Source organism: Nocardia sp. BSTN01 (genome assembly GCF_015354405.1).
Taxonomy (GTDB): domain Bacteria; phylum Actinomycetota; class Actinomycetes; order Mycobacteriales; family Mycobacteriaceae; genus Nocardia.
In genome coordinates this window covers 280,139-301,126 of the sequence record NZ_JADKYP010000003.1, presented here as the reverse complement: position 1 = coordinate 301,126, position 20,988 = coordinate 280,139, and the positions used below count along the sequence as shown (strand labels likewise).

Here is a 20,988-nt window from a genome sequence, read left to right as displayed (position 1 = left end):
CGAAAAAGGTGCACGCGATCAAACGACGAAGGCTGGGGAGAACCGCATGGTGGGACTGCTCGATCTGGTCCAGACACTGACCTCGCCGCACCCGCTCGACCGGTATCTGGAGTTGGTGCGACCGACACTGACGCTGCGCGATATGCGGGCCGAGATCATCGGCGTGGATCGGTCGGTGCCCGGTTCGGTGACCCTCACACTCCGTCCGACCCGGCAGTGGGCCGGCCACGAGGCCGGCCAGTTCGTGCAGGTCGGCGTGGTGATCGACGGGGTGAAGCACACCCGGTGCTATTCGCCGATCGATGCCGAGGCCGGACCGCGCCGCACCCTCACGCTGACCGTGAAGGCGCATCCGGAGGGGCTGGTGTCGCGGTATCTGCACCGGCACGCGAAGCGGGGGATGGTCGTGGACCTCGCGCCCGCTTCCGGAGTGTTCCGGCTGCCGGAACAGCGGCCGGACAAGGTGGTGCTGATCAGCGGTGGTAGCGGTATCACGCCGGTGCTGTCGATGCTGTCCACGCTCGTGGCCGAGGGGTACCGCGGCGACGTGGTGTTTCTGCACTATGCCCGCTCGCCCGAGGAGGTGCCGCACCGGGAACTGCTCGCGGATATCGCCCGTCGCCACGACAACGTCGACGTCGTGCTCGGTTATCCCGAACTCGCCCGGTCGGAGCGGCTGGACGGCGCGCCGTGGAGCTGTGCGGTCGTGCCCGGCGCGAAGTTCCTCGACTACGACGAGCTGTCACGCATCGCGCCGTTCTTCGCGACGGCGCAGACCTACGTCTGCGGCCCGCCGCCGCTGATGGAGTCCGTGCGTCGCATCTACCAGGCCGAGGATCTCGACGACCGCTTGCACAGTGAGGAATTCGTCCTCACCGCCGCGCCGGCCGACACCACCGACGTCGAGGGCGTCACCACCTTCTCGGTGAGTGGCGCGCAGTCGGAGAACACCGGTGCGAGTCTGCTCGAGCAGGCCGAATCGGCCGGTTTGACGCCGGAGTTCGGATGCCGGATGGGCATCTGCTTCTCCTGCACGGCGGTCAAGCGGTCCGGCTGCACCCGCAACCTGCGCAGTGGCGAACTGGACAGCGATCCCGACCAGCCGATCCAGCTGTGCGTCAGCGCCGCGGTCGGCGACGTCGACATCGAGATCTGAGTCGCACCGAAAGTCGCACCGAAATTCGAAAGGGGAGAACAGCTATGACCATACTCACCGAAACCGAGAACGGGCCGCTGGTCCTGTCACCGGAACAGGTCGCCGAGATCGGCCGGGAACTGGACGCACTGCGCGACCGCATCACCGCCGATCTGGGGGAGCGCGACCGCGAATACATCTACTCGATCATCAAGGCGCAGCGCGGTTTCGAGATCGCCGGGCGCGGCCTGATGTACCTGGGCTTCCTCCCGCCGTTCTGGCTGGCCGGGGTGGCGGCGCTGAGCCTGTCCAAGATTCTGGACAATATGGAGATCGGCCACAACGTCATGCACGGCCAGTGGGACTGGATGCGTGAACCGGGCCTGAATTCCCGTGTGTTCGAATGGGATACGGTGTGCCCGGCCGATCAGTGGAAGCATTCGCACAACTACATGCACCACACCTACACCAACATCCACGGCCGCGACCGCGACATCGGCTACGGCGTGCTGCGCATCGACGAGAGCCAGCAGTGGAATCCGTACTACCTGGGCAACCCGGTGTACGCGCTGGCGCTGATGCTGTTGTTCGAATGGGGCGTGATGCTGCACGATCTCGAGGCCGACAACATCGTCAAGGGCAAGCGGAAGTGGGCCGATATCAAACGCCTCGCCAAGGGGCAGATCCGCAAGGCCGGCCGGCAGGTGCTCAAGGACTACATCGTCTTCCCGCTGCTGAGCGGCCCGCTGTTCGTCTCCACCCTGGCCGGCAACGTGACCGCCAACCTGGTGCGCAACGTCTGGGCGTACTCGATCATCTTCTGCGGACACTTCCCATCGGGCGTACAGACGTTCACCGAAGAGGAGACCGAGAACGAGACCCGCGGCGAGTGGTACGTGCGGCAGATGCTCGGTTCGGCCAACATCAGCGGCAGCAAACTGTTCCACATCCTGTCGGGCAACCTGTCCCACCAGATCGAACACCACCTGTTCCCGGATCTGCCGGCCAACCGGTATCCGGAGATCGCGCCCGAGGTCCGCGCGCTGTGCGAGAAGTACGGCCTGCCCTACAACACCGGCCGGTTCAGCAAACAGGTCGGCTCGGTGTGGCTCAAGATCTGCAAGCTCGCCCTTCCCCCGGCCATCGTCGGGAAAGGCTCGCAGCCTGGTGTTATCGTGATGCGAGAGCGGCAGGTCGAGCCGAGCGAGGTGGGCGGGTAGATGATCGGAAAATTCGAGAGCAACAAGGATCTGATCCAGGAGCTGACATCCTCCGGGGCACGGCACGTCGGCAATATCGCAACGATCATTACCGGCACGGTTTCGGAAGTGACGCGCGAAATCGGTGACTGGATCACCGATGCCATCGAGATGCGGGAGGCCGCGGCTGCGGCACACCGTGATCGGGAGGCGGCGGCCGACGTGAACGCCGGGCGCGACCAGCCCGATGTGCTGGTCGACGAGCCCGAGCCGGCGCCGAATGTGAATGCGGCCCAGCCCTTCATCGATGCCGATGTGGAAATCGTCGATCCGAAACGCTGAGCGGGATCAGAACACCGGCAGCCGGCGCCGGTGCTCGGCGATATCGGTGATCAGGTCCTTGTAGCCGTCGGCCAGTTCGGCGAGGCGCACCCAGTGCAGGTGTGCCTCGCCGTCCGGTGTGGAGGCGGGGAGCTCGTCCGCCGGATAGTTCGAGGCGGGCAGACCGAGCGCATGGTGGGCGGCGACCCATTTTCCGGCCATCCGGTCGATGACCGCGCCGAGGGTTTCGGTGTGCAGCGAGGCGCCCTCGCGGTGCGCGATGTTGTCGGCGACCCAGACGTCGATACATTCGATCAGCCGGGTGCGGTCGCGATCGATGTGGTCGACGAGTCGGCTGGCGCCGGCCACGCGGGCGCTGGAGGCCTTCGGCGCCTGCGCCTCCCGGTAGGCGTGCCGGCGCAATTCGTGGCAGCGGACCAGCTCCCGGGCCACCTCGAGCACCGGATGGTCGCCGGGTGGCGGTGTGGTGGACCGGAATGCGCGCAGCAGCGCAGATACCGACGGAAGTGCGCCGGTCGCGTCGTTGTCACCGGCGTATGCGGTCGCCATCGTCTCCCACCCTCGTCTCAGCGGTCGGAATCTGGTTACGCCAGGGCCGAGGAGGTTTTCGGGGAGGGGCTCCCCTCGGCTCCGGCGTAGTCCCGCGGAATCGGACGCCGGCTGTTCGGTCGCACTGCTCACGGGTGTACGAACCGGGATATCCGCGACGATGCGATAGGCGTGTCCGAATGCGGGGACATATTCAGGAAAGCGTGTCCTGACTTGCCATGCAACGGTTGACGCGCCGAACACCCAAGGTGCCGGACAATCGTTATATGCATCACGCCGGGATCACATGATCGCGAAGATCCACCATCGGCGGCGCGGCGCCTGCGCTACCGGTTGCGGATGGCTAGCCTGAGGATTTGTGCCCGCCTATATCTCTTCGCCGGAGCTGACCTTCGGCTTCCTGTTCGCTCTGGAAGATCCCGAGCGAATCGCCGAGGTGGTGCGAAATCTGATGGAGCGTCGCACGGTCTCGGTCTTCCGTCTGGCGCACGTCTCCGGCGCGGCCGGTCCGCCGGAACGTTATGTCGTGAACTGGGCTGCCATTCCGCAGATTTCGATCACCACCGCCGCACCGGACGCCGACGCCATGCAGGCCGAGCGGATCATGCTGGTCAACGCTTTTCTGGGCGAGGGCGGTGAGGTCAGCTTGTACTCGGCGGACAGCAATCGCCCAGACGACAAGCGGCAGTGACGCTTTCCCATCGCCGGCACACAGGTTTTCGTTACGGAGACACTCCGCACAGTGTCTCTTACGTCCCTCTCAGCTACCGGCCAGCGGCGATTAAGTTCCGGCCAGCAGGGTGGGTTCTGGTCGATCGCCCGGCACGGGGGTCGACGGCCTGTGCCCCCTACAGAGAGGTAGAAGCATGATTCCGGTCATCATCGACACCGGTAGCGCCGCACTGAGCGGCATCCTCGACACCGGCAGCGCCGCCCTCAGCGGCGTCCTGAACACCCTGTTCACCGGGTCGTTCGGCGGCTGATTCCGGCTCGCCCCCGGGGATGGTGCCCCGGGCCACTGCCCCGGCGTTCGAGAGCGCCGGGGCGGTGCCGTCTCCGGCGGAGTAGATGCGGCGCACCACATCCTCGATATCGGGTTCCTCGATGGACAGGTCGCGCACCTCGACCCGGTTCGAGATGGCGGCGAGAAGCTGTGCGGCGGTGGTGATTTCGGGATCGAAGGCCAGCCGCTGCCGCATGCCGTCGGCCTCGGCCGTCAGCAGTGTCGCCCCCGCGAGGCCGGTGAGATCGTCGCCGGGCCGGGCCAGATCCACCACGAGGACGCGGCGCGCGCCGACGGTGCGCGCCAGGCCCGGCAGCGTGCCGTCGTAGGCGAGGCGGCCGTGGTCGACCACCAGTACCCGTTCGCAGAGGCGCTCGATATCGCCCATATCGTGGGTGGTGAGCAGCAGCGTGGTGCCGCTTTCCGCCCGTTCCCGGCGCAGGAATTCCCGCAGCCGCTGTTTGGACAGCACATCGAGGCCGATGGTCGGCTCGTCGAGAATCAGCAGCTCCGGACGATGCAGGAGTGCCGCGGCGATTTCGGCGCGCATCCGCTGGCCGAGGGAGAGCTGACGCACCGGGGTGTCGAGGGTGTTGCCCATCTCGAGCTGTTCGACCAGTTCGTCCGTGCGGCGGCGCGCCGCGCCCGGTTCCAGGCGGTGGATGGCGGCCAGAATGGTGAACGATTCGCGCAGCGGCAGATCCCACCACAGCTGTGACCGCTGTCCGAACACCACGCCGATCCGCCCGGCCAGTTCGCGCCGCCGGCGCACCGGGTCGAGCCCGCAGGTGCGCACGGTGCCGGAGGTCGGCACGAGGATGCCGGTGAGCATTTTGATCGTGGTGGATTTCCCGGCCCCGTTGGCGCCGATATAGCCGACGGCCGAACCGGATTCGATGCGAAAGCTCATCGAGTCGACGGCGGTGAGCACCTCGCGCACGTGCCCGCGCCGGCCCCGGCGGCTGCGCCGGAGCACGAATTGCCTGGTCAGTTCCGATACTTCGACGGTGTTCATCCGCCCCCTCCCTGGTAGTGGCGTACCCCGATATGCCAGAGCGTCGACGCCATTATCCAAACCCACAGCGCCGCAAGGGGTCCGAACCACGCCAGCCCGGCGGGCAGCCACGGCGGTCCGGGGAGGCCGAGGAGGGCGATCGTGGGCAGATAGGCGACGAACGACACCGGTATCGCGAACCCGAACAGTGCCCGCAGCGGGCCGGAGAACACCGAACTCGGCTGCTGGGCGGCGAAGGATCCGCCGTAGGTGAAGCTGTTGGTGAGTTCCGAACCGTCCACCAGGTGGAATTGCAGGCCCGCGGCGCAGACGAACAGCCCGGCGAAAATGGCGATCCCGCTCAGTGTGCTGCTCACCGCCAGCGCGATATGCGTTGGGCTCCAGTCGATATCGTTGCCGATCAGGCCGGCGATCAGGGCCACCGCCGCGACGGTGGCCCGCGACAGACGCCGCAGCGACACATCGCTGGTGATCAGCTGGAGCAGCAGGGGCTGGGGTCGCAGGTGGAAGGCGTCGAGGGTGCCCATCCGAATGTAGGTCGCGAGGGTGTCGGTGTGGCCGACGGCGATCTGCGCGAGCGCGAAACTCAGGTTGGACAGGCCGAACAGCAACAGCATCTGGGTCGAGTTCAGGCCGCCCAGCGCCGTGACGTTGTGGTAGATCAGCCACATCTCCGCGAATTCGACCACGCCGATCAGCAGGGAGGAGAACAGGTCGGTGGCGAAGGAGAGCGGATAGGCGCGCTGTGAGCGCATCCGTGAACGCAGCACGGCCACATAGGGTGTGAGCCTGCTGCCGTACGGTGCGAGTTCAGCCACCCTGCACCTCCAGTTTGCGCCGGCCCGCCGCGATCAGCGTCCGGCCGAGGCCGATCGCGATGGCGATCCACAACACCTGCATGCCGATGATCGACCAGGCCGCCGAACCCGTCGCCCGACCGGACAACACGTCGACCGGCCCCTGCAGTAGCCAGGGGAACGGGGTCAGCCGCGCGGCGGTGGCCAGCGGCGCCGGAAACAGGTGGATGGGTACGTAGAGCCCGGCGAAGAACGTGGACAGGATCTGATAGAGCATCCGGATTCCGCGCGTCTCGATCAGCCAGAAGCCCAGCAGGCTCACCGCGAACAGCAGTAGCAGCGAAAGAGTCACGGCCGCAACGACACTGACGGCGCCGAGCAGATACGGCGCGAAGGTGCCGGGCAACACCAGCTGCGCCGTGATCAGACCGGTGGCGACCGACGGCAGGCCGCGCAGCGCCAGTGTGCACGACGAGCTGCCGAGATCGGTCGCCAGATAGAAGAATTGGATATCGATGGGGCGTTGCAGATCGACTGCCACATCGCCGGTGCGCACCCGTTCGGCGATATCGTGCGGCGGTCCCATCACCCGCAGGGCGCCCAGCATGGCCTGCGACAGCCACACGTAGGCGCCGATCGACGCACCGGTGTAGCCGCCGAAGCCCGGCGTGGAGCGCGCCGCCGCGATCATCACCGCGGCGCGGATGAGGCCGAAGACGACATTGGCGGCCAGGCCCGCGAAGACGGCCGACCGGTAATTCCATTGGCGTCGGAAACCGGCGCCGAACAGACGTGAATAAACCCCCGAGAGTGCGCGCACAAGTTGTCCAGAATACGACGTGGTCGCCCACGCGGCGAGCGAATTTCGAAGAACCGGAGTGGGGAAGTCCGAGCGGTCGGTATGGTCGTCGCACCCGATGGCCGGGCCGGCTCGGATGCTCGATGGTTGCCGGAGCCGCCCGTCGCGGCCCGCCGGGGCGATGTCCCGGCCGTTGCCGGGGCCGATGTGGATTTGCGCGAAACCTTGCCGCGACCTCCATTGCAGTGTTAGAAACAGTCATGTTTCACACTGGGGTCGCCGCGGTGACTCCCGCCCCTGAGGACCGCCTATGACCACCGTTTTCGAAACGCTGGAATCGGATGTGCGCGGATACTGCCGGGTCTGGCCGACGGTCTTCGACACCGCCCGCGGCGCCTGGCTCCGCGACGAGCAGGGCCGTGAATACCTCGATTTCTTCGCCGGCGCCGGCGCGCTCAACTACGGGCACAACAATCCGCTGCTCAAAGCGGCGCTCATCGACTACATCGCGCGGGACGGGCTGACGCATGCCCTGGACATGGCTACGGTGGCCAAACGCGATCTACTCGAGACGTTGCGCGATCTGATCCTGGCTCCCCGCGGTCTCGACTACAAGGTGCAATTCCCGGGTCCGACCGGGGCGAACGCGGTGGAGGCGGCGCTCAAGCTGGCGCGCAAGGTCACCGGTCGCACCACCGTGCTGAACTTCACCAACGCCTTTCACGGGATGACCCTGGGCGCCTTGGCGGTGACCGGCAACGCCGCCAAACGCGCCGGTGCGGGGGTGCCGCTGACCCATGCCCAGCCGCTGCCCTACGACGGCTACCTCGGTGATGGAGTCGACGAATGGGTCTGGGCGGAGCGCATTCTCGACGACACGTCCTCCGGGGTCGACCGGCCCGCCGCGGTGATCGTGGAGACCATTCAAGGAGAGGGCGGGGTCAATGTCGCGGGCGTGCAGTGGCTGCGCCGGTTGGCGGAGCTGGTGGCGGCGCGCGGCATCCTGCTGATCGTCGACGATGTGCAGATGGGCTGTGGGCGCACCGGCCCGTTCTTCTCCTTCGAGACCGCCGGCATTGTTCCCGACATCGTGGTGTTGTCGAAGTCGATCGGTGGCTACGGCCTGCCGATGGCGCTGGTGCTGATGAAGCGGGAACTCGACCAGTGGGCGCCCGGAGAGCACAACGGGACGTTCCGCGGCAACAATCCCGCCTTCGTCACGGCACGGGCGGCCTTGACCCGGTATTGGAGCGACGACCGGCTCGAACTGGCGACCCTCGCCCGCGGTGAACGGGTGCGGCGGGCGCTGACCGGCATCGCCGACTCGGTCGGCGGATTGTCCACGCGGGGAAGGGGTCTGGTGCACGGCCTGGTCTTCGATGATGCCTCCGAGGCGGGCAAGGTGAGCCGGGTCGCCTTCGAGGAGGGACTGCTCGTGGAGACCTCGGGCGCCTGTGACGAGGTCGTGAAACTGCTTCCGCCGCTGACGATCTCGGATTCGGAGTTGGATCACGGGCTCGAAATACTCGCGCGCGCCGTCGATATCGTCTGCGGCAGGCGCGGCTAGGGGGATCGGACCGTCGGCTGCCGACCCACACCCGGCAGCCGACCGCGGGGCCGGGTTCCCGCTGCGGGACCCGGTCCCGCACCTTCGGGTGCGCCGCGGACGACTACGAATCGGACGGTTGCGAATCGGATGTCTTCATCTTGTCCAGGATTCTGGGCTGCCACTGGTAGAACCAGCTGAATTTGTAGGATTCTCCGGCGGGCGACGAGGTGGCGGCAAAGGTGAATCGGCGATCGTTCGTGGCGAACGGGGCCTTGTCGGCGAGTTCCCGGAAGCGCGGCTCGATCGGAATCGGGAGCGTGCCCGGATCCGGTGTGATCACCGGGAAGCACAGTCGCTCGATGCGGGAGGATTCCCAGCCGAACGTGGCGTATATGTCGAATGCCTTCGCGGTGAGGGCGAGAAATTGCGCGCTCGGTTCCGGAAATCCGGCGTCCCGATGCAGTGCGGCGACGGCCTCGGGTGCGAAGTGCTCGGCGGGCAGTCCGGGGAAGTACACGTTCATCGTCTTGTCGTGGTAGTCGATGCCCAGCAGGCCGACCTTGTCCGCCAAGCCGTGCCGGGCGAACATGTCGATGTGGTCGGCGAGGCCGGCCGGCATGGACGGGAGTGCGGCGAGTTCCGTCACGTTCTGGACGGCGTCCGTGGGAAAGAACGGCCAGATCTTCTTGAAGCCGCCGGCGACGCCGATATCGATGCCGTAGCTGTCGACGGGGCAGTGTTTCCGGACCTGGTCCAGCAGGGATCCGATCGGATGATCGGTCTGCGGGAGCAGTCCGTTCGAGCGCGCGATGTCGTAGGGGTCGATGTCGTTGGGCAGCGTGAGGAAGCGATAGTCGAGGTCTCCCGCACGACGGGCCTCGGTGACGACTCGGAACGAGATCACCGATTGCGTGAGCATCGTGCCGAATGCGGTCAGGACCGGCGATACCGCGTCTCGGGTGCAGGGGACGTTCGCCAGCCGCGCGGATTTCTCGATGGCCACATACAGATCGTCCAGCGCGGATTCGGTAGTGGTGGACATGCGTCCTTCCTGAGAGGGGTGCTACGAACAACATCACGGTCTCGACGAGACGACGGCCGGGCAGTGAGTCGTGCCCGGCGGAATCGAATGCGGAACGCGCACAGGATTTTACGGAGAGATGGCATCACACGACTTCGGTCGACTGCCCGCTGCTGGGAGCCTGCCGGATCGGAATGTGCCGAACAAGGAAGGGTGAGCGCTCGGGAAGCGGACATCGAATGCGCTCGAGCGAGAAAATGGCGCTACCGGGCCGATACTTTCGTGGCGGTCCGGTGCTTTCGTGGAGCGGATGACGGGATTCGAACCCGCGACCCTCACCTTGGCAAGGTGATGCGCTACCAACTGCGCTACATCCGCATCCCGCCTCGCGGCGGTGCGAGAAAAACAATAGCCGATAGCGGCGCGCAACCGCGAATCCGCAGGTCAGCGCGCTGCGTATCGGGCCTCAGCTGAGCAGGAGGTGGACCTGCAATTCACCCACCAGGAAGCCGAGTACACCGCCGATGGCGACCAGTTTCCACTCGTCCTGTTTGAACGCCGGGCGCAGCAGCCCTTCGTATTCGTCGTCGGTGAGCTGGCGGGTCTTCTCGATCACCAGGTTGCGCAGATCCAGCGTGCGCATCGCATGGTCTTCGAATCCGGCTGCGGCACTGCGGATATAGGCCAGCATCTCGGGGACGATCTCGCGTTTGACCCGGGTGATGGAGTCGCCGGCGACCAGCATCACCAGCGGTCGCGCGGGTGCGGACTGGGTATCGATGAATTCGTCCATGCGCCGCGCCAGGATCGACGCCAGCCGGTCCGAGCGCTCTCCGTTGAGGACCGCCTCGAGCATCTTGGCCGGGGTGAGGATTTCGGTGGCGATCAGATCGCCGTAGTCGACGCAGACCTGTTCGCGGCGCTTGTGGAACAGCCCTTGCCAGCCGATGCGGCCGAAGATCCGCCACGGCCGCACGGGCCGGAAGATCATCTGCAGCGCCAGCCAGTCGGTGACCAGGCCGGTGAATCCGCCGAACAGCGGCATCAGCCAGGAGGAGTGGGTGAAGGCCCAGGTGACCATCTGCACGAAGCCCAGCAGGGTGCCGAACAACAGGCCGGAGCGCACGATGAAGCGCAACTCGTGATGGCCCACCCGGCGCACCATCTCCACCAGCAACGCCTTGTCGTTGACCAGGGTGTCGATGGCTATGGACCGCAGATCCATGATCTGGTCGAGGTTGGTCCGCAGGTCGGTGACGATCTCGTCGATGAGGTCGGGGACATCGCGCTGGACGCGGCGGATCATCGCCTCGCGGGCGAACTGCGGCATGGTCACCCACAGCCGCGGTTCGTAGCGCATCATGAGCTCGTCGACGGTGTGCGCGACGGCGTCGTCGAGCGGTTCGCGCAGGGTGGTGGTGAGTTCGGCGACGTCGATGCGGTCGAGGATCTCCTGCGGATCGATCAACCGGGAGAACATCAGGTCCACCGCGATCGTCGCCATCCGCGGCGCCGCCTTGGGGATCACGCCCTGCCAGCCGAGCCAGGGCGGGATGCCGCGGAATTCCAGCGGGCGGCACAGCATTTCGACGGCGACGAGTTTGGTGGTCCAGCCGATGAACGCGGCGATCACCGGAATCGAGCAGTAGAGCAACCAGTGCTCGGTGAAATCGGCGATCACGCGTCCGCCCGGCGGGAATTCGGTGCACAGCGGTGATTCGGCGAACAGCGCCGGGATGGAGAGGTGTCGAGCCGCACCCGCGAACAGTAACAGGTTCTAGCGAGGCGCTTACTGGGAGCCGGGGGTGGCCGCCAGGAACATGTAACTCTTCTCCTCGACCCGCCGCGCGATGCGCCACGCGCCGTCGACGCGGGTGAAGGTGTCCAGGTACCACAGGCCGCACAGCATGAGGTTCTGCTGCCCCTCCGCTCCGCCGAGGAGCATCGGGTTGTGGCACATGGTGCGGCCGGTGGCGGTGTCACCGTCGACGGTGATCGAGGAGTTGCTGATCAGATGCTGGAAGGCGGGGAAGTTCGGCATCACCGTGGCGAGGAACTTCTTGATCTCGGGCAGTCCGCCGCTGGCGCCGCCCATGGCGGAATAGTCGATGTGCGCGTCCGCGGTGAAGAGGTCGTCGAGCAGATCCCACTGCTGGGTGTCCACGGCATGGGAGTAACGGACCATCAGATCCTCGATCTCGATCCGATCCGAAATCTCTTGCAGCGACAGCATATGTCCTCCAGTGGTAGCGGCTCGGCGACGATGCGGGCTATTCGGAAGCCGCGTCGAAGGCGCGCACCAGCGTGCGCGGCGCCTTGTGTCGCCAGGCGTCGGTGAGCAACTCGCTCAGTAGGCCGGTGTCGGCGGAGCCGAGGTCGACGCGGACCGCCGACAGACGCTTGCCCCACCACTTCTCCGCGCAGCAGTCCGGATATTCCGCGACCGCCTCCCGGATATCGGCTTCACTCGCCATCACGTGGGCGTGCGCGGGATCGGGCAGCGTCGCGAAGATCGCCTTGCGGACGCGGAACGACGGCATGTCGAAATGTGGCGCTTCGGTGGACTCGGGTAGTCCCAGCGCTATCCGCCGGACGTCGTCGGCATCGGCCATGGGCCGATTATGCGGCCGAATCCGCGTCGTCGCGGCCGGTTCGGCGAGATGGGCCGGCTAGCCGAGATCGGCGAGGGCGGCCTCGATCGCGCGGTGGAAGGTGGGATAGGCGTAGATCATCTCCCGCAATGTGGTGACCGGGACCCGGGCGTGCACCGCGACGGCCAAGGCGCTCAGCACCTCGCCGCCGACCGGGCCGACCGAGGTGGCGCCGACCAGAATGCCGCGATCGGCGTCGGCGACCAGCTTGACGAAGCCGGCGTTGCCGGGCCCGTGAATCCAGCCTCGGGTCGAATCCGGAACCTCGGCCCGGCCGGTCCAGACGCTCAGTCCGGCCTCGCGGGCCTGCGACTCCGTCATCCCGACCGCGCCCACCTCCGGTTCGGTGAAGGTGACATTGGGAACCGCGTGATACCGCGCGGGTTCGCCGGGGGAGCCGAGGATATCCGCGGCGGCGATGCACGCCTGATACATCGACATGTGGGTGAAGGCGCCGTGCCCGGTGACGTCACCGATCGCCCAGACTCCCTCGGCGGCGCGTAGCCGGTCGTCGACCCGGATGCCGTGCGCCTGCTCGTCCAGGCCGATGGCGCCGACGCCCAGTGCGGACAGGTCGGTGTTGCGGCCGGCGGCGACCAGCAGGCGCTGGGCGCGGATCGGATCGCCGTTGCTCAGCCGGACGGTGAAATAGCTGCCGTCGTGGTCGATGCGGGTGGCCTCGACGCCGGTGCGGACCGAAATCCCCTCTTCGGCAAAGATTTTCGCCAGCATGTCGGCGGCCTCGGGCTCGGCGCGCGGCAGCAGGCGGCTGCGTACGACCATCGTCACCTCGGCTCCGAACCGGGAGAAGATCTGCGCGAATTCCGCGCCGACCGGTCCGCCGCCGAGGACGATCAGGGATTCGGGCGCCTCGGTGGTGGTCACCGCCTCGCGGTTGGTCCAGTACGGGGTGTCGGCCAAGCCCTCGATCGGCGGTACGGACGGGGCGGTGCCGGGATTCAGCACGATCGCGCGCAGGGCGCGGAATTCGCGCGGTCCGTCGGCGGTATCGACGCGGACCTGGCCCGGACCGGTGATGCGCCCCCAGCCCCGCACGAAGGTGCCGCCCGCGGATTCGAACCGTTCGACCGCGACCTTGTCGTCCCAGTTGTCGGTCGCCTCGTCGCGGATCCGCTTCGCCACCGGCGTCCAATCCGCCTGCGCCCGGACGCTTCCCGCGAGGGTGCCCACACGTCGTGCCTCGGCGAGGGTCTCGGCGGCGCGCACCATCATCTTGGTCGGCACGCAGGCGTAGTAGGGGCATTCGCCGCCCAGCAGCCGGCCTTCGACGCCGACCACCGCGAGCCCGGCACGCGCCAATTCGGTCGCCACGGCCTCGCCGCCGGGCCCCATGCCGATGACGACGGCATCCACGGATTCGGTCGCCGGGGTTTCGGCGGGCATGCGATCACGCTCCTCTGATTCGACTCGGTGGGGACGGCGGGGTCCCGCAGACCATGGTGACAGCTGGGACGCCGCCGGTGGGGGATCGACAGGTGCGGATCGTGGCGTTCCGTTGCGCGAGCCCGCGGGCGGATGGATGATTCTCGAAAGTAAGAATTCGACTCTCGCGCTGTGACGCCGGTGATAAAGTAAGTACTCGCTCAGTACTGGAGGTCGCTGATGACAGAGCGAATGCTGCTGACCAATGGGCGGATCCTGACCTGCGGGGGTGATCTCGCCGAACGCCCGCGCGCGGGATCGGTACTCGTCGAGAGGGATCGGATCGCCGAGGTCAGTATCGGTGCGGATATCGACGTCGATCCGGGTGCTGTGCGGGTGGTGGATCTGCGCGGCGCCACGGTGCTGCCCGGCCTCGGTGACGCGCACACGCATATCAGTTGGCCGCTGGATTTCGTCTTCGACCACGCGGCCGTCGCCGCGACGCCGCCGGGGCGGCACATCCTCGACGTCGCCGCCGTGGCGAAGACCTATCTGCACAGCGGCTACACCCTGCTGATCGGCGCGGGAGCCACGCAGCCGCAGGACGATCTGCTCATCCACGACGCGGTGGAGCGAGGGCTGATCGCGGGGCCGCGCCTGATCCCCTGCGGGGCGATGATCGCCGAGCGCGGCGGTCTCGGCGGCGAGGAGGGCGGCCTGATGGAGGTCGTGGACGGTGTCCGCGATATCCGCGAGGTCGTCGCGCGGCAGTGCGACAGCGGCGTGCGTTCGCTCAAACTGTTCATCTCCGGCGACGGTGTGGTGCCCGCCCACCCGTCCGAGGACGTCTACATGAACGACGAGATGCTTTCGGCGGCAGTCGAAGTCGCGGACAGCTACGGCGCCTTCGTCACGGTGCACGCACGCGGTGCGGCCAGCGTGGCGATGGCCGCGCGCAGCGGCGTCCGCATCATCCATCACGCCTGCTTCCTCGACGACGAGGCATTGAGTGCGCTGGAGGCGCGGCGCGACGATGTCTGGGTATGTCCGGGTCTGCACTATCTGTACGCCGTGGTCTCGGGCCGCGCGCAGGAGTGGGGGATCAGTGGGGAACAGGTCGAGGCGTCCGGCTATCGCGACGAATTGCGCGCTCAGATAGACGGATTGCACAAGCTGAAGGCCGCCGGCATTCCGATCCTGTCCGGTGGCGACTTCGGGCATCAGTGGACCCGGCACGGCACCTATGCGGCGGAATTGCAGCGCTATGTCGAGTTGATCGACATGTCACCGATCGAGGCCATCCACACCGCCACCCGGAACATGGGCCCGGCGGCGCGCCTGGACACCGGTGAGGTCCGGGCCGGACTGCTGGCCGACCTGATCGTCGTCGACGGCGACCCGACGGCGGATATCACTGTGCTGCAGGATCATTCGAAGCTGCGGACGGTGATCAAAGGCGGCGTCGTCGCCTACGTCGATCCCGAGGTCTATCCGTGACGGCTCCGACGCCGGTGCTGTCGGGAGTGCAGACGCTGGTGCGTCTGCTCGAGCTGCGCCACGAACTCGACCTTCGCGACGGAACGACCACCGCCACCATGGTCTCCGGATATCCGGGATCGCCGCTGGGTGGTTTCGATCTGGAACTGGAACGGCACGAACCGCAGCGGCATCGCATCGTGCACCGGCCCGGACTCAACGAGGAGCTCGCGGCGGCCACCGTCTGGGGCAGCCAGATGGGCGCCGCCCTCGCCTACGACGGTGTCGACGGCGTGGTGGGTGCCTGGTACGGCAAGGGGCCAGGACTGGATCGCTCGGGCGATGTGCTCAAACACGCCAATGCGATGGGGGCCGGTCCGGGCGGCGGGGCGGTGGCCTTCTGTGGTGACGATCCGGCCGCGAAATCGTCCACGCTGGCCTGTGACAGCCAGTACACCTTCGCCGACGCCGGGATTCCGGTGCTGTTTCCGGGGGATCAGCAGGACGTTCTCGACCTGGGGATCCACGCCTTCCGGATGTCGCGGTATGCCGGATGCTGGGTCGGCCTGAAGATCGTCACCGCCGTCGCCGACGGAATAGGCACGGTGGATCCGGATCTCGGACGACACCGCCCCGCCGAACCGCAGGTGACCATCGGAGGGCGGATCTGGACGCACAGACCGCAGGCGACCATCGGCCCGCATGCGGTGCCCAGCCAGGAAGAGCTGATCAACGAGCATCGGTTGCGAGCGGCCCGCGCCTATGCCCGGCACAACGGCCTCGACCGGACGGTCGGTCCGGACACCGCCGAGCTCGGCATCGTCTGCGCGGGCGCGACGTATTTCGATGTGGTGCAGGCGTTGTCGGAGCGCGGCGTCCGGATCACCGATCTCGCGGCGGCGGGTGTGCGCATCCTGCGGCTCGGTATGACCTACCCGCTGGTCGAGGAGACCGCGGTCGAGTTCGCGGATTCGGTGCGGCGGTTACTGGTCGTGGAGGAGAAGCGGCCATTCGTCGAGACGCAGCTGCGCGCGGTGCTGCACGAGGCGGAGCGTCGAATTCCGGTGCTGGGCAAGCGGGATCGTGAAAGAGAGCCCTTGGTGCCCGGTTCCGGGGTACTCGATCCGAAGTCCGTGGGCGAGATACTCGACCGTGTTCTTCCGGCGCTGCGCCCGGCGACACCGCCGCGGCTGGAGCTGCCCCTGCTGGTGACGCCGGCCCGCGCGCCCGCGTATTGCAGTGGCTGCCCGCACAATCGGTCCACGGTTGCACCGGAGGATGCGCTGGTCGGCGGCGGTGTCGGCTGTCACGGCATCATGTATTTCGAGGCCCGCAACCGCGATCTGACGACGTTGCCGCCGACGCCGATGGGTGCCGAAGGGGTGCCGTGGATCGGATTGTCCCCGTTCGTCGAGGCGCCCCACCTGATTCAGAATCTCGGTGACGGCACGCTGACCCATTCCGGCACGCTCGCCATCCGCGCGAGTGTGGCCGCCGGAACCGACATCACCTTCAAGATCCTCTACAACGCGGCGGTCGCCATGACCGGCGGCCAGGAGGTGACCGGACTGCGAGACGTGCCGGCCCTCACCCGGGAACTGCAGGCCGAGGGGGTGCGCGAGATCGTGGTGTGCGCCGAGGATCCCGGCCGCTACGGCCGGCGCGCGCGGTGGGCGCGGGGTGTCGAGGTGCTGGGCCGCGATCGGCTGGCGCAGGTGCAGCAGCGGCTGCGGACGGTGCCGGGCGTGACGGTGATCATCTACGACCAGCGGTGTGCGGCCGAGGCGCGGCGGCTGCGTAAACGCGGACTGCTGCCGGAGCCGCCGCGGCGGGTCGTCATCAACGAGGCCGTCTGTGAAGGCTGCGGCGACTGCGGAACCAAGAGCAACTGTCTGTCGGTGCTGCCGATGGAGACCGAATTCGGCACGAAGCGGCGTATCCACGATTCCTCGTGCAATCGCGACTACACCTGCCTGGACGGTGACTGCCCGTCGTTCGTCACCATCGAACCGACAACCGGTGGCCGCCGGCGGAATCGGGCGCGGCGTGAGCGTCCGCGCCTTCCGGCGGGATCGTTGCCGGAGCCGGCGCAACCCGCGGTCGGCGAGCGCTACAGCATCTACTTCACCGGGATCGGCGGCACGGGGATCGTCACCGCCAACCGGATCCTCGTGCGGGCCGCCGAGGCGGCGGGCTGGGTGGTCGGCGGTATGGATCAGACCGGGCTCTCGCAGAAGGCGGGGGCCGTGGTGTCACATCTGCACCTGGCGGCCGATCGCGCAGGATTGACCGCGGCGGCGGTGAGCGGCGGCGGCGCGGATCTGTACCTGTCCGGGGATATCCTGCAGGCCGCCTCCGCCGACCATTTGGCGAAAGCCCGTGCGGGGCAAGCGATCGCGGTGGTCGATCGGAACGTCACGCCGACTGCGGCGATGTTGCAGAGCCACACCGCGGCCCCCGATGTGGCTTCGTTGGAAGCCGCGATCGCCGATCGGATCGGCGCGCGGCGGACGTCGGTGATCGATGCGCGACGCGTCGCGGAGCGGGTCTTCGCCGATCACCTGCCCGCGAATGTGGTGTTGCTGGGTGCGGCATTTCAGCTGGGCGGCGTGCCGGTGTCGGCGGCCGATATGGCGCGGGCGCTGGCCGGACGCGGCCGGTCGGCGGCGGACAACCGGCTCGCCTTCGAATGGGGGCGCTGGCTCGTGCACGACCGCGCGGCCGTCGCGGCGGCTCTGGGGGACGAGCGCGTGGCGTCCACCGCGCGCGGGTACGAGCCGACGGCAGCGGCCGGTGCGACAGCGGAAAGGCTTGTGGCGCACAGGGCGTTCCCGATCGAGCTCCACGACCGGCTGGTTCGCCGGACCGCCCAGGTGATCGACTATCAGAGCGTGGGCCGCGCCCGCCGGTATCTCGAACTCGTCGAATACGCGGCCGCGCGCGACGAGGCCGCGCGGGAGTGGGAACTGACCCGCACCGTGGCCGAGTCGTGGTTCGCCCTGCTGACCTACAAGGACGAATACGAGGTCGCGCGTCTGCATCTCGCCGCGGACTACGACGCGGTGGCCGCCGAACTCGGTCTCGACGGCGCCTACGCGCTGACCTATCACCTGCATCCACCGATCTTGCGGCGCCTGGGGATGGCGCGGAAGCTGCCGGCGGGCCGGACCTACGCGCTGGCCTTTCGCGTGCTGCGGCGGATGAAACGGCTGCGCGGCACACCGTTCGACCCGTTCGGATGGGACCGCGACCGGCGCGCCGAACGCGCGGTGATCGTGGAGTACGCGCGGCTCGTCGCCGAGATCACCGAAGCCGGCGCGGAGCTGCCCTACGACCGGCAGGTCGAGCTGGCGGCCTCGGCGGCCGCGATCACGGGGTACGGACCGATCAAGGAACGCAGCATCGAGCAGTGGCGCGCCGGGATCGCGGCATGGCGGCTCGAACACCCCTCGGCCGCAACGATTTCCGAGGCGAGTGGGGCGCTGCCGTGATCAAACGTCTGCGTTTCGTCACTCGGTCACCGCAGCTGTCCTTCGACACTTTCGCCCGGCAGTGGCCGCTGCTGTGTGCCGCGGCGGCGGACGCGCCCAGCGGACTGCGACCGGTGCGGGTGACGGTCTGTACCGTCCTACCCGATCTCACCGGGCCGGGACCCCGGCACGACGGTGTGGTGGTCGAATGGTTTCGCGATATCCGGCATCTGCGTCGCCACGATCGCTGGCGATCGGGAAGCGACGACGCGGGCGATGTGGTGACGCTGCCGGAGAGAGCGGCGGAAGTGATTGCCCGCGAACATGTTCTGCGTGGCGGCGAATGGCTGGAACATCGGTGGGACGACGGTGGCGATCGGCTCAAACATATGGCGGTCGCGGTGCGGGCGGCGAATCTGACAGCCGAAGAGTTCGCGACACGGTGGACGGCGCATGCGGGTACGGTGCGGCGACCGGGCGCCGCGACGGTGGCGATACCCGACGCCGCTCGTGGTCGTGCCTATGTCCAGAATCATCCGGTGGCGGCGACTCGCACCGCCTACGACGCGGTGAACGAGGTCTACTTCGACGATGTCACCGGCCTGCGCACGCGCATCGACTGGTTCCGCGACAACGGCCCCTCCGGGCCGGACGGCTTGTTCGAACGTTCGTGGTTTCTCGCCGCCCGGGAGGTGGTGCTGTCCGGCTGAGCGGACAAGTGCACGCCGGACCGGTCAGCGGCACATCACCACGAGGCGCCGGGAGATGTGCACCGGGGTCCCGGCCAGCACCATCGGTAGCGCGGCCGCGCTCAGGATCGCCGGCTGGATGCGTCCGTCGACGATCGGATGTGCCTGGGCGCCGTAGTTGTCCAGGGTGAACGCGAGGTCGGTGGTGGGCTCCGCGGGGCACTCCGACGGTTCCGGTTCCGGGAAGCACCACTTCCAGCGGCCCTCGGTGGTCGAGAAACAGATTTCGATGTAGTCCGCGCGCGCCGGACACGGCCCGACCGATTCGACCGTGGCGCGGACGAACAACTCGCCGTCGAACGCCGCACCGCACACCCGTGATCCGGTTCGCATCGGACACCACTTCCTTCGCGCAAAACAACTGCCGAACGACGCTGTGGCCGTTCAGTTTCCGGCATCCCGGCGCAAGGCGGCCGGTAGTCCGATACTTCTGGGTTCGAGGAAACCGTGCAGCCCTTCCGGGCCCAGTTCGCGACCGAGCCCGGATTCCTTGAAGCCGCCGAACGGCACCCGCGGAAACGGCGGATAGGTGCCGTTGATCGCGATGCTGCCGGTGCGCAGCCGCCGGGCGATCGCCAGGCCGCGCTCGGCATCGGCGGACCACACCCCGCCGGAGAGGCCGTAGGGCGAGTCGTTGGCGAGGCGCACGGCGTCGTCGTCACCGTCGTGCGGGATCAGGCACAGCACGGGACCGAAGATCTCCTCCCGCGCCACCCGCATCGCGTTGTCGACCTCGGCCAGGATCGTCGGCTCCACGTACCAGCCTCTCGACAGCCCGGCGGGGCGGCCACCGCCGGTCACGACCCGGGCACCGGCCTCGCGGGCGAGGGCGATGTAGTGCTCGACACGGGTGCGCTGACGCTGGGCCACCAGCGGACCGACCAGGGTCGCCGGATCGTGCGGATCGCCGACCCGGACCGCTGCCGCTGCCGCCGCTGCGGCCTCGACCGCCTCGGCGTAACGGGTGCGCGGCACCAGGACCCGGGTGTGCGCACCGCAGACCTGACCGGACATATGCATCGCGCCCTTGACGATCGCGGGCAGCACGGTCGCGATATCGGCGTCGTCGGTGACGACCGCCGCGGACTTGCCACCCAGCTCCAGCGATACCCGCCGCACTCGTTCACCGCACACGCTCATGATGCGTTTGCCCGCGGCGGTCGACCCGGTGAAGGCCACCTTGTCGGTGCCCGGGTGGGTGACCAGATACTCACCGACCGCTCGATCGCCGGGCACGATATTGACTGCGCCGGAAGGTATTCCGGCCTCGTCCAGTGCTTCGGCCAGGACGAAGTTGCTCAGCGGAGACTCCGGCGGCGGTTTGATCACCACCGTGCATCCCGCGGCCAGTGCCGGTGCGGTCTTCCACGCCGCCAGGGTCACCGGGGCGTTCCACGGCACCACGGCCGCGACGACGCCGACCGGTTCCCTGGTGACCAGGCCGGACCGGTCGCCGGCGGTGACGGTGTGCTCGAAGTCGAAGCCGCGGATCAGCTCCGCGTAGTAGTCGAACAGGGCCGCGACCATACCGGTCTGTGCCTGTCTGGATTGGCCGACCGGACAGCCGATTTCGTCGACCGTCACGGCCGCGATATCGGACTCGCGCTTGCGGAGCAGTTCGGCGGCGCGAGCCAGTGTGTCGGCCCGCTCGCCGGGTGACAGCCGGGGCCACGCGCCGTCGTCGAAGGCGGTGCGCGCGGCCGCGACGGCCCGATCGATATCGGCGGCGCGGGCCACCGGCACCTCGCCGACCGCCTCCTCGGTGGACGGCGAGATCACCGCGAAGCGTTCGTCACCGTCCGGTGGCACCCACTGGCCTCCGACGTAGAACTCACGCCGGTACATCAGCC

The 20,988-nt window shown here is 67.8% G+C and carries 19 protein-coding genes and 1 tRNA gene; 8 read left to right on the top strand and 12 right to left on the bottom strand.

All coding sequences use genetic code 11. The features are described 5' to 3' along the window. Nucleotides 1–46 precede the first annotated feature (46 nt). Genes IRT45_RS04805 through IRT45_RS04795 form a run of 3 tightly spaced genes read left to right on the top strand, consistent with a single transcriptional unit; the run spans nt 47 to nt 2,676 of the window. Nucleotides 47–1,156: a ferredoxin reductase gene (locus tag IRT45_RS04805; RefSeq protein WP_194804641.1), complete on the top strand. Its 1,110-nt coding sequence runs from the start codon at nt 47–49 to the stop codon at nt 1,154–1,156. A 44-nt stretch (nt 1,157–1,200) separates the two neighbouring features. Continuing rightward, nucleotides 1,201–2,355, top strand: coding sequence for an acyl-CoA desaturase (locus IRT45_RS04800; protein WP_194804640.1), 1,155 nt, complete (start codon nt 1,201–1,203; stop codon nt 2,353–2,355). Then, complete coding sequence (locus IRT45_RS04795; RefSeq protein WP_194804639.1) at nt 2,356–2,676, top strand: hypothetical protein; 321 nt, start codon at nt 2,356–2,358, stop codon at nt 2,674–2,676. 6 nt (nt 2,677–2,682) lie between these two features. Here the strand turns inward: IRT45_RS04795 and IRT45_RS04790 are convergent, their stop codons facing one another. Then, nucleotides 2,683–3,225, bottom strand: coding sequence for a DUF4254 domain-containing protein (locus tag IRT45_RS04790; RefSeq protein WP_194804638.1), 543 nt, complete (start codon nt 3,223–3,225; stop codon nt 2,683–2,685). Between the two features lie 358 nt (nt 3,226–3,583). On the opposite strand from IRT45_RS04790, the gene IRT45_RS04785 reads away from it, so the two are divergent. Next, nucleotides 3,584–3,916 carry a hypothetical protein gene (locus IRT45_RS04785; RefSeq protein ID WP_039778120.1) on the top strand — a complete coding sequence of 111 codons (333 nt, stop codon included), beginning with the start codon at nt 3,584–3,586 and terminating at the stop codon, nt 3,914–3,916. A 157-nt stretch (nt 3,917–4,073) separates the two neighbouring features. Here IRT45_RS04785 and IRT45_RS04780 read toward each other — a convergent pair whose 3' ends face one another. From IRT45_RS04780 to IRT45_RS04770, 3 genes are read right to left on the bottom strand one after another with little or no spacing between them, the layout of a single operon-like run. Next, nucleotides 4,074–5,243: an ATP-binding cassette domain-containing protein gene (locus IRT45_RS04780; RefSeq protein WP_228533536.1), complete on the bottom strand. Its 1,170-nt coding sequence runs from the start codon at nt 5,241–5,243 to the stop codon at nt 4,074–4,076. Then, on the bottom strand, nt 5,240–6,061 hold the full coding sequence (locus IRT45_RS04775) for an ABC-2 family transporter protein (RefSeq protein ID WP_309240796.1): 822 nt from the start codon (nt 6,059–6,061) through the stop codon (nt 5,240–5,242). The genes IRT45_RS04780 and IRT45_RS04775 overlap by 4 nt, the downstream gene beginning before the upstream one ends. Beyond that, a complete protein-coding gene (locus IRT45_RS04770) occupies nt 6,054–6,860 on the bottom strand; it encodes an ABC-2 family transporter protein (protein WP_309240795.1) in 807 nt (268 codons plus the stop codon). The genes IRT45_RS04775 and IRT45_RS04770 overlap by 8 nt, the downstream gene beginning before the upstream one ends. 289 nt (nt 6,861–7,149) lie before the next feature. Between IRT45_RS04770 and ectB the strand changes: the two genes are divergently transcribed. Beyond that, entirely contained in the window at nt 7,150–8,406 is a 1,257-nt protein-coding gene (gene ectB / locus IRT45_RS04765) for a diaminobutyrate--2-oxoglutarate transaminase (protein ID WP_194804637.1), read from the top strand. Between the two features lie 103 nt (nt 8,407–8,509). Here the strand turns inward: ectB and IRT45_RS04760 are convergent, their stop codons facing one another. From IRT45_RS04760 to IRT45_RS04735, 6 genes are all read right to left on the bottom strand, one after another. Further along, the gene (locus IRT45_RS04760) at nt 8,510–9,430 is read right to left on the bottom strand and encodes an aromatic prenyltransferase (protein ID WP_194804636.1); all 921 of its coding nucleotides are present in this window, start codon (nt 9,428–9,430) and stop codon (nt 8,510–8,512) included. Nucleotides 9,431–9,711: 281 nt separating this feature from the next. Then, nucleotides 9,712–9,787: transfer RNA gene (locus IRT45_RS04755), tRNA-Gly, on the bottom strand. Nucleotides 9,788–9,875: 88 nt separating this feature from the next. Beyond that, the gene (locus IRT45_RS37695; RefSeq protein WP_309240794.1) at nt 9,876–11,090 is read right to left on the bottom strand and encodes a DUF445 family protein; all 1,215 of its coding nucleotides are present in this window, start codon (nt 11,088–11,090) and stop codon (nt 9,876–9,878) included. Nucleotides 11,091–11,198: 108 nt separating this feature from the next. Then, nucleotides 11,199–11,642, bottom strand: a complete 444-nt coding sequence (locus tag IRT45_RS04745) for a nuclear transport factor 2 family protein (protein ID WP_194804635.1) — start codon at nt 11,640–11,642, stop codon at nt 11,199–11,201. Between the two features lie 37 nt (nt 11,643–11,679). Beyond that, on the bottom strand, nt 11,680–12,021 hold the full coding sequence (locus IRT45_RS04740) for an MmcQ/YjbR family DNA-binding protein (RefSeq protein WP_194804634.1): 342 nt from the start codon (nt 12,019–12,021) through the stop codon (nt 11,680–11,682). A gap of 57 nt (nt 12,022–12,078) precedes the next feature. Continuing rightward, on the bottom strand, nt 12,079–13,464 hold the full coding sequence (locus IRT45_RS04735; protein ID WP_194804633.1) for an NAD(P)/FAD-dependent oxidoreductase: 1,386 nt from the start codon (nt 13,462–13,464) through the stop codon (nt 12,079–12,081). A gap of 219 nt (nt 13,465–13,683) precedes the next feature. On the opposite strand from IRT45_RS04735, the gene IRT45_RS04730 reads away from it, so the two are divergent. The 3 genes from IRT45_RS04730 to IRT45_RS04720 are packed head-to-tail and all read left to right on the top strand — an operon-like array spanning nt 13,684 to nt 19,099. After that, entirely contained in the window at nt 13,684–14,940 is a 1,257-nt protein-coding gene (locus IRT45_RS04730) for an amidohydrolase family protein (RefSeq protein ID WP_194804632.1), read from the top strand. Then, nucleotides 14,937–18,410, top strand: a complete 3,474-nt coding sequence (locus tag IRT45_RS04725; protein ID WP_194804631.1) for an indolepyruvate ferredoxin oxidoreductase family protein — start codon at nt 14,937–14,939, stop codon at nt 18,408–18,410. The genes IRT45_RS04730 and IRT45_RS04725 overlap by 4 nt, the downstream gene beginning before the upstream one ends. Beyond that, nucleotides 18,407–19,099 (top strand): serine kinase, encoded by a 693-nt coding sequence (locus IRT45_RS04720; RefSeq protein ID WP_194804630.1) that lies wholly within the window; start codon nt 18,407–18,409, stop codon nt 19,097–19,099. Before IRT45_RS04725 ends, IRT45_RS04720 begins: the two co-directional genes overlap by 4 nt. Nucleotides 19,100–19,123: 24 nt before the next feature. Here the strand turns inward: IRT45_RS04720 and IRT45_RS04715 are convergent, their stop codons facing one another. Then, on the bottom strand, nt 19,124–19,471 hold the full coding sequence (locus IRT45_RS04715; RefSeq protein WP_194804629.1) for a hypothetical protein: 348 nt from the start codon (nt 19,469–19,471) through the stop codon (nt 19,124–19,126). A gap of 51 nt (nt 19,472–19,522) precedes the next feature. Continuing rightward, nucleotides 19,523–20,983: an aldehyde dehydrogenase gene (locus IRT45_RS04710; protein ID WP_228533654.1), complete on the bottom strand. Its 1,461-nt coding sequence runs from the start codon at nt 20,981–20,983 to the stop codon at nt 19,523–19,525. Nucleotides 20,984–20,988: the final 5 nt, after the last annotated feature.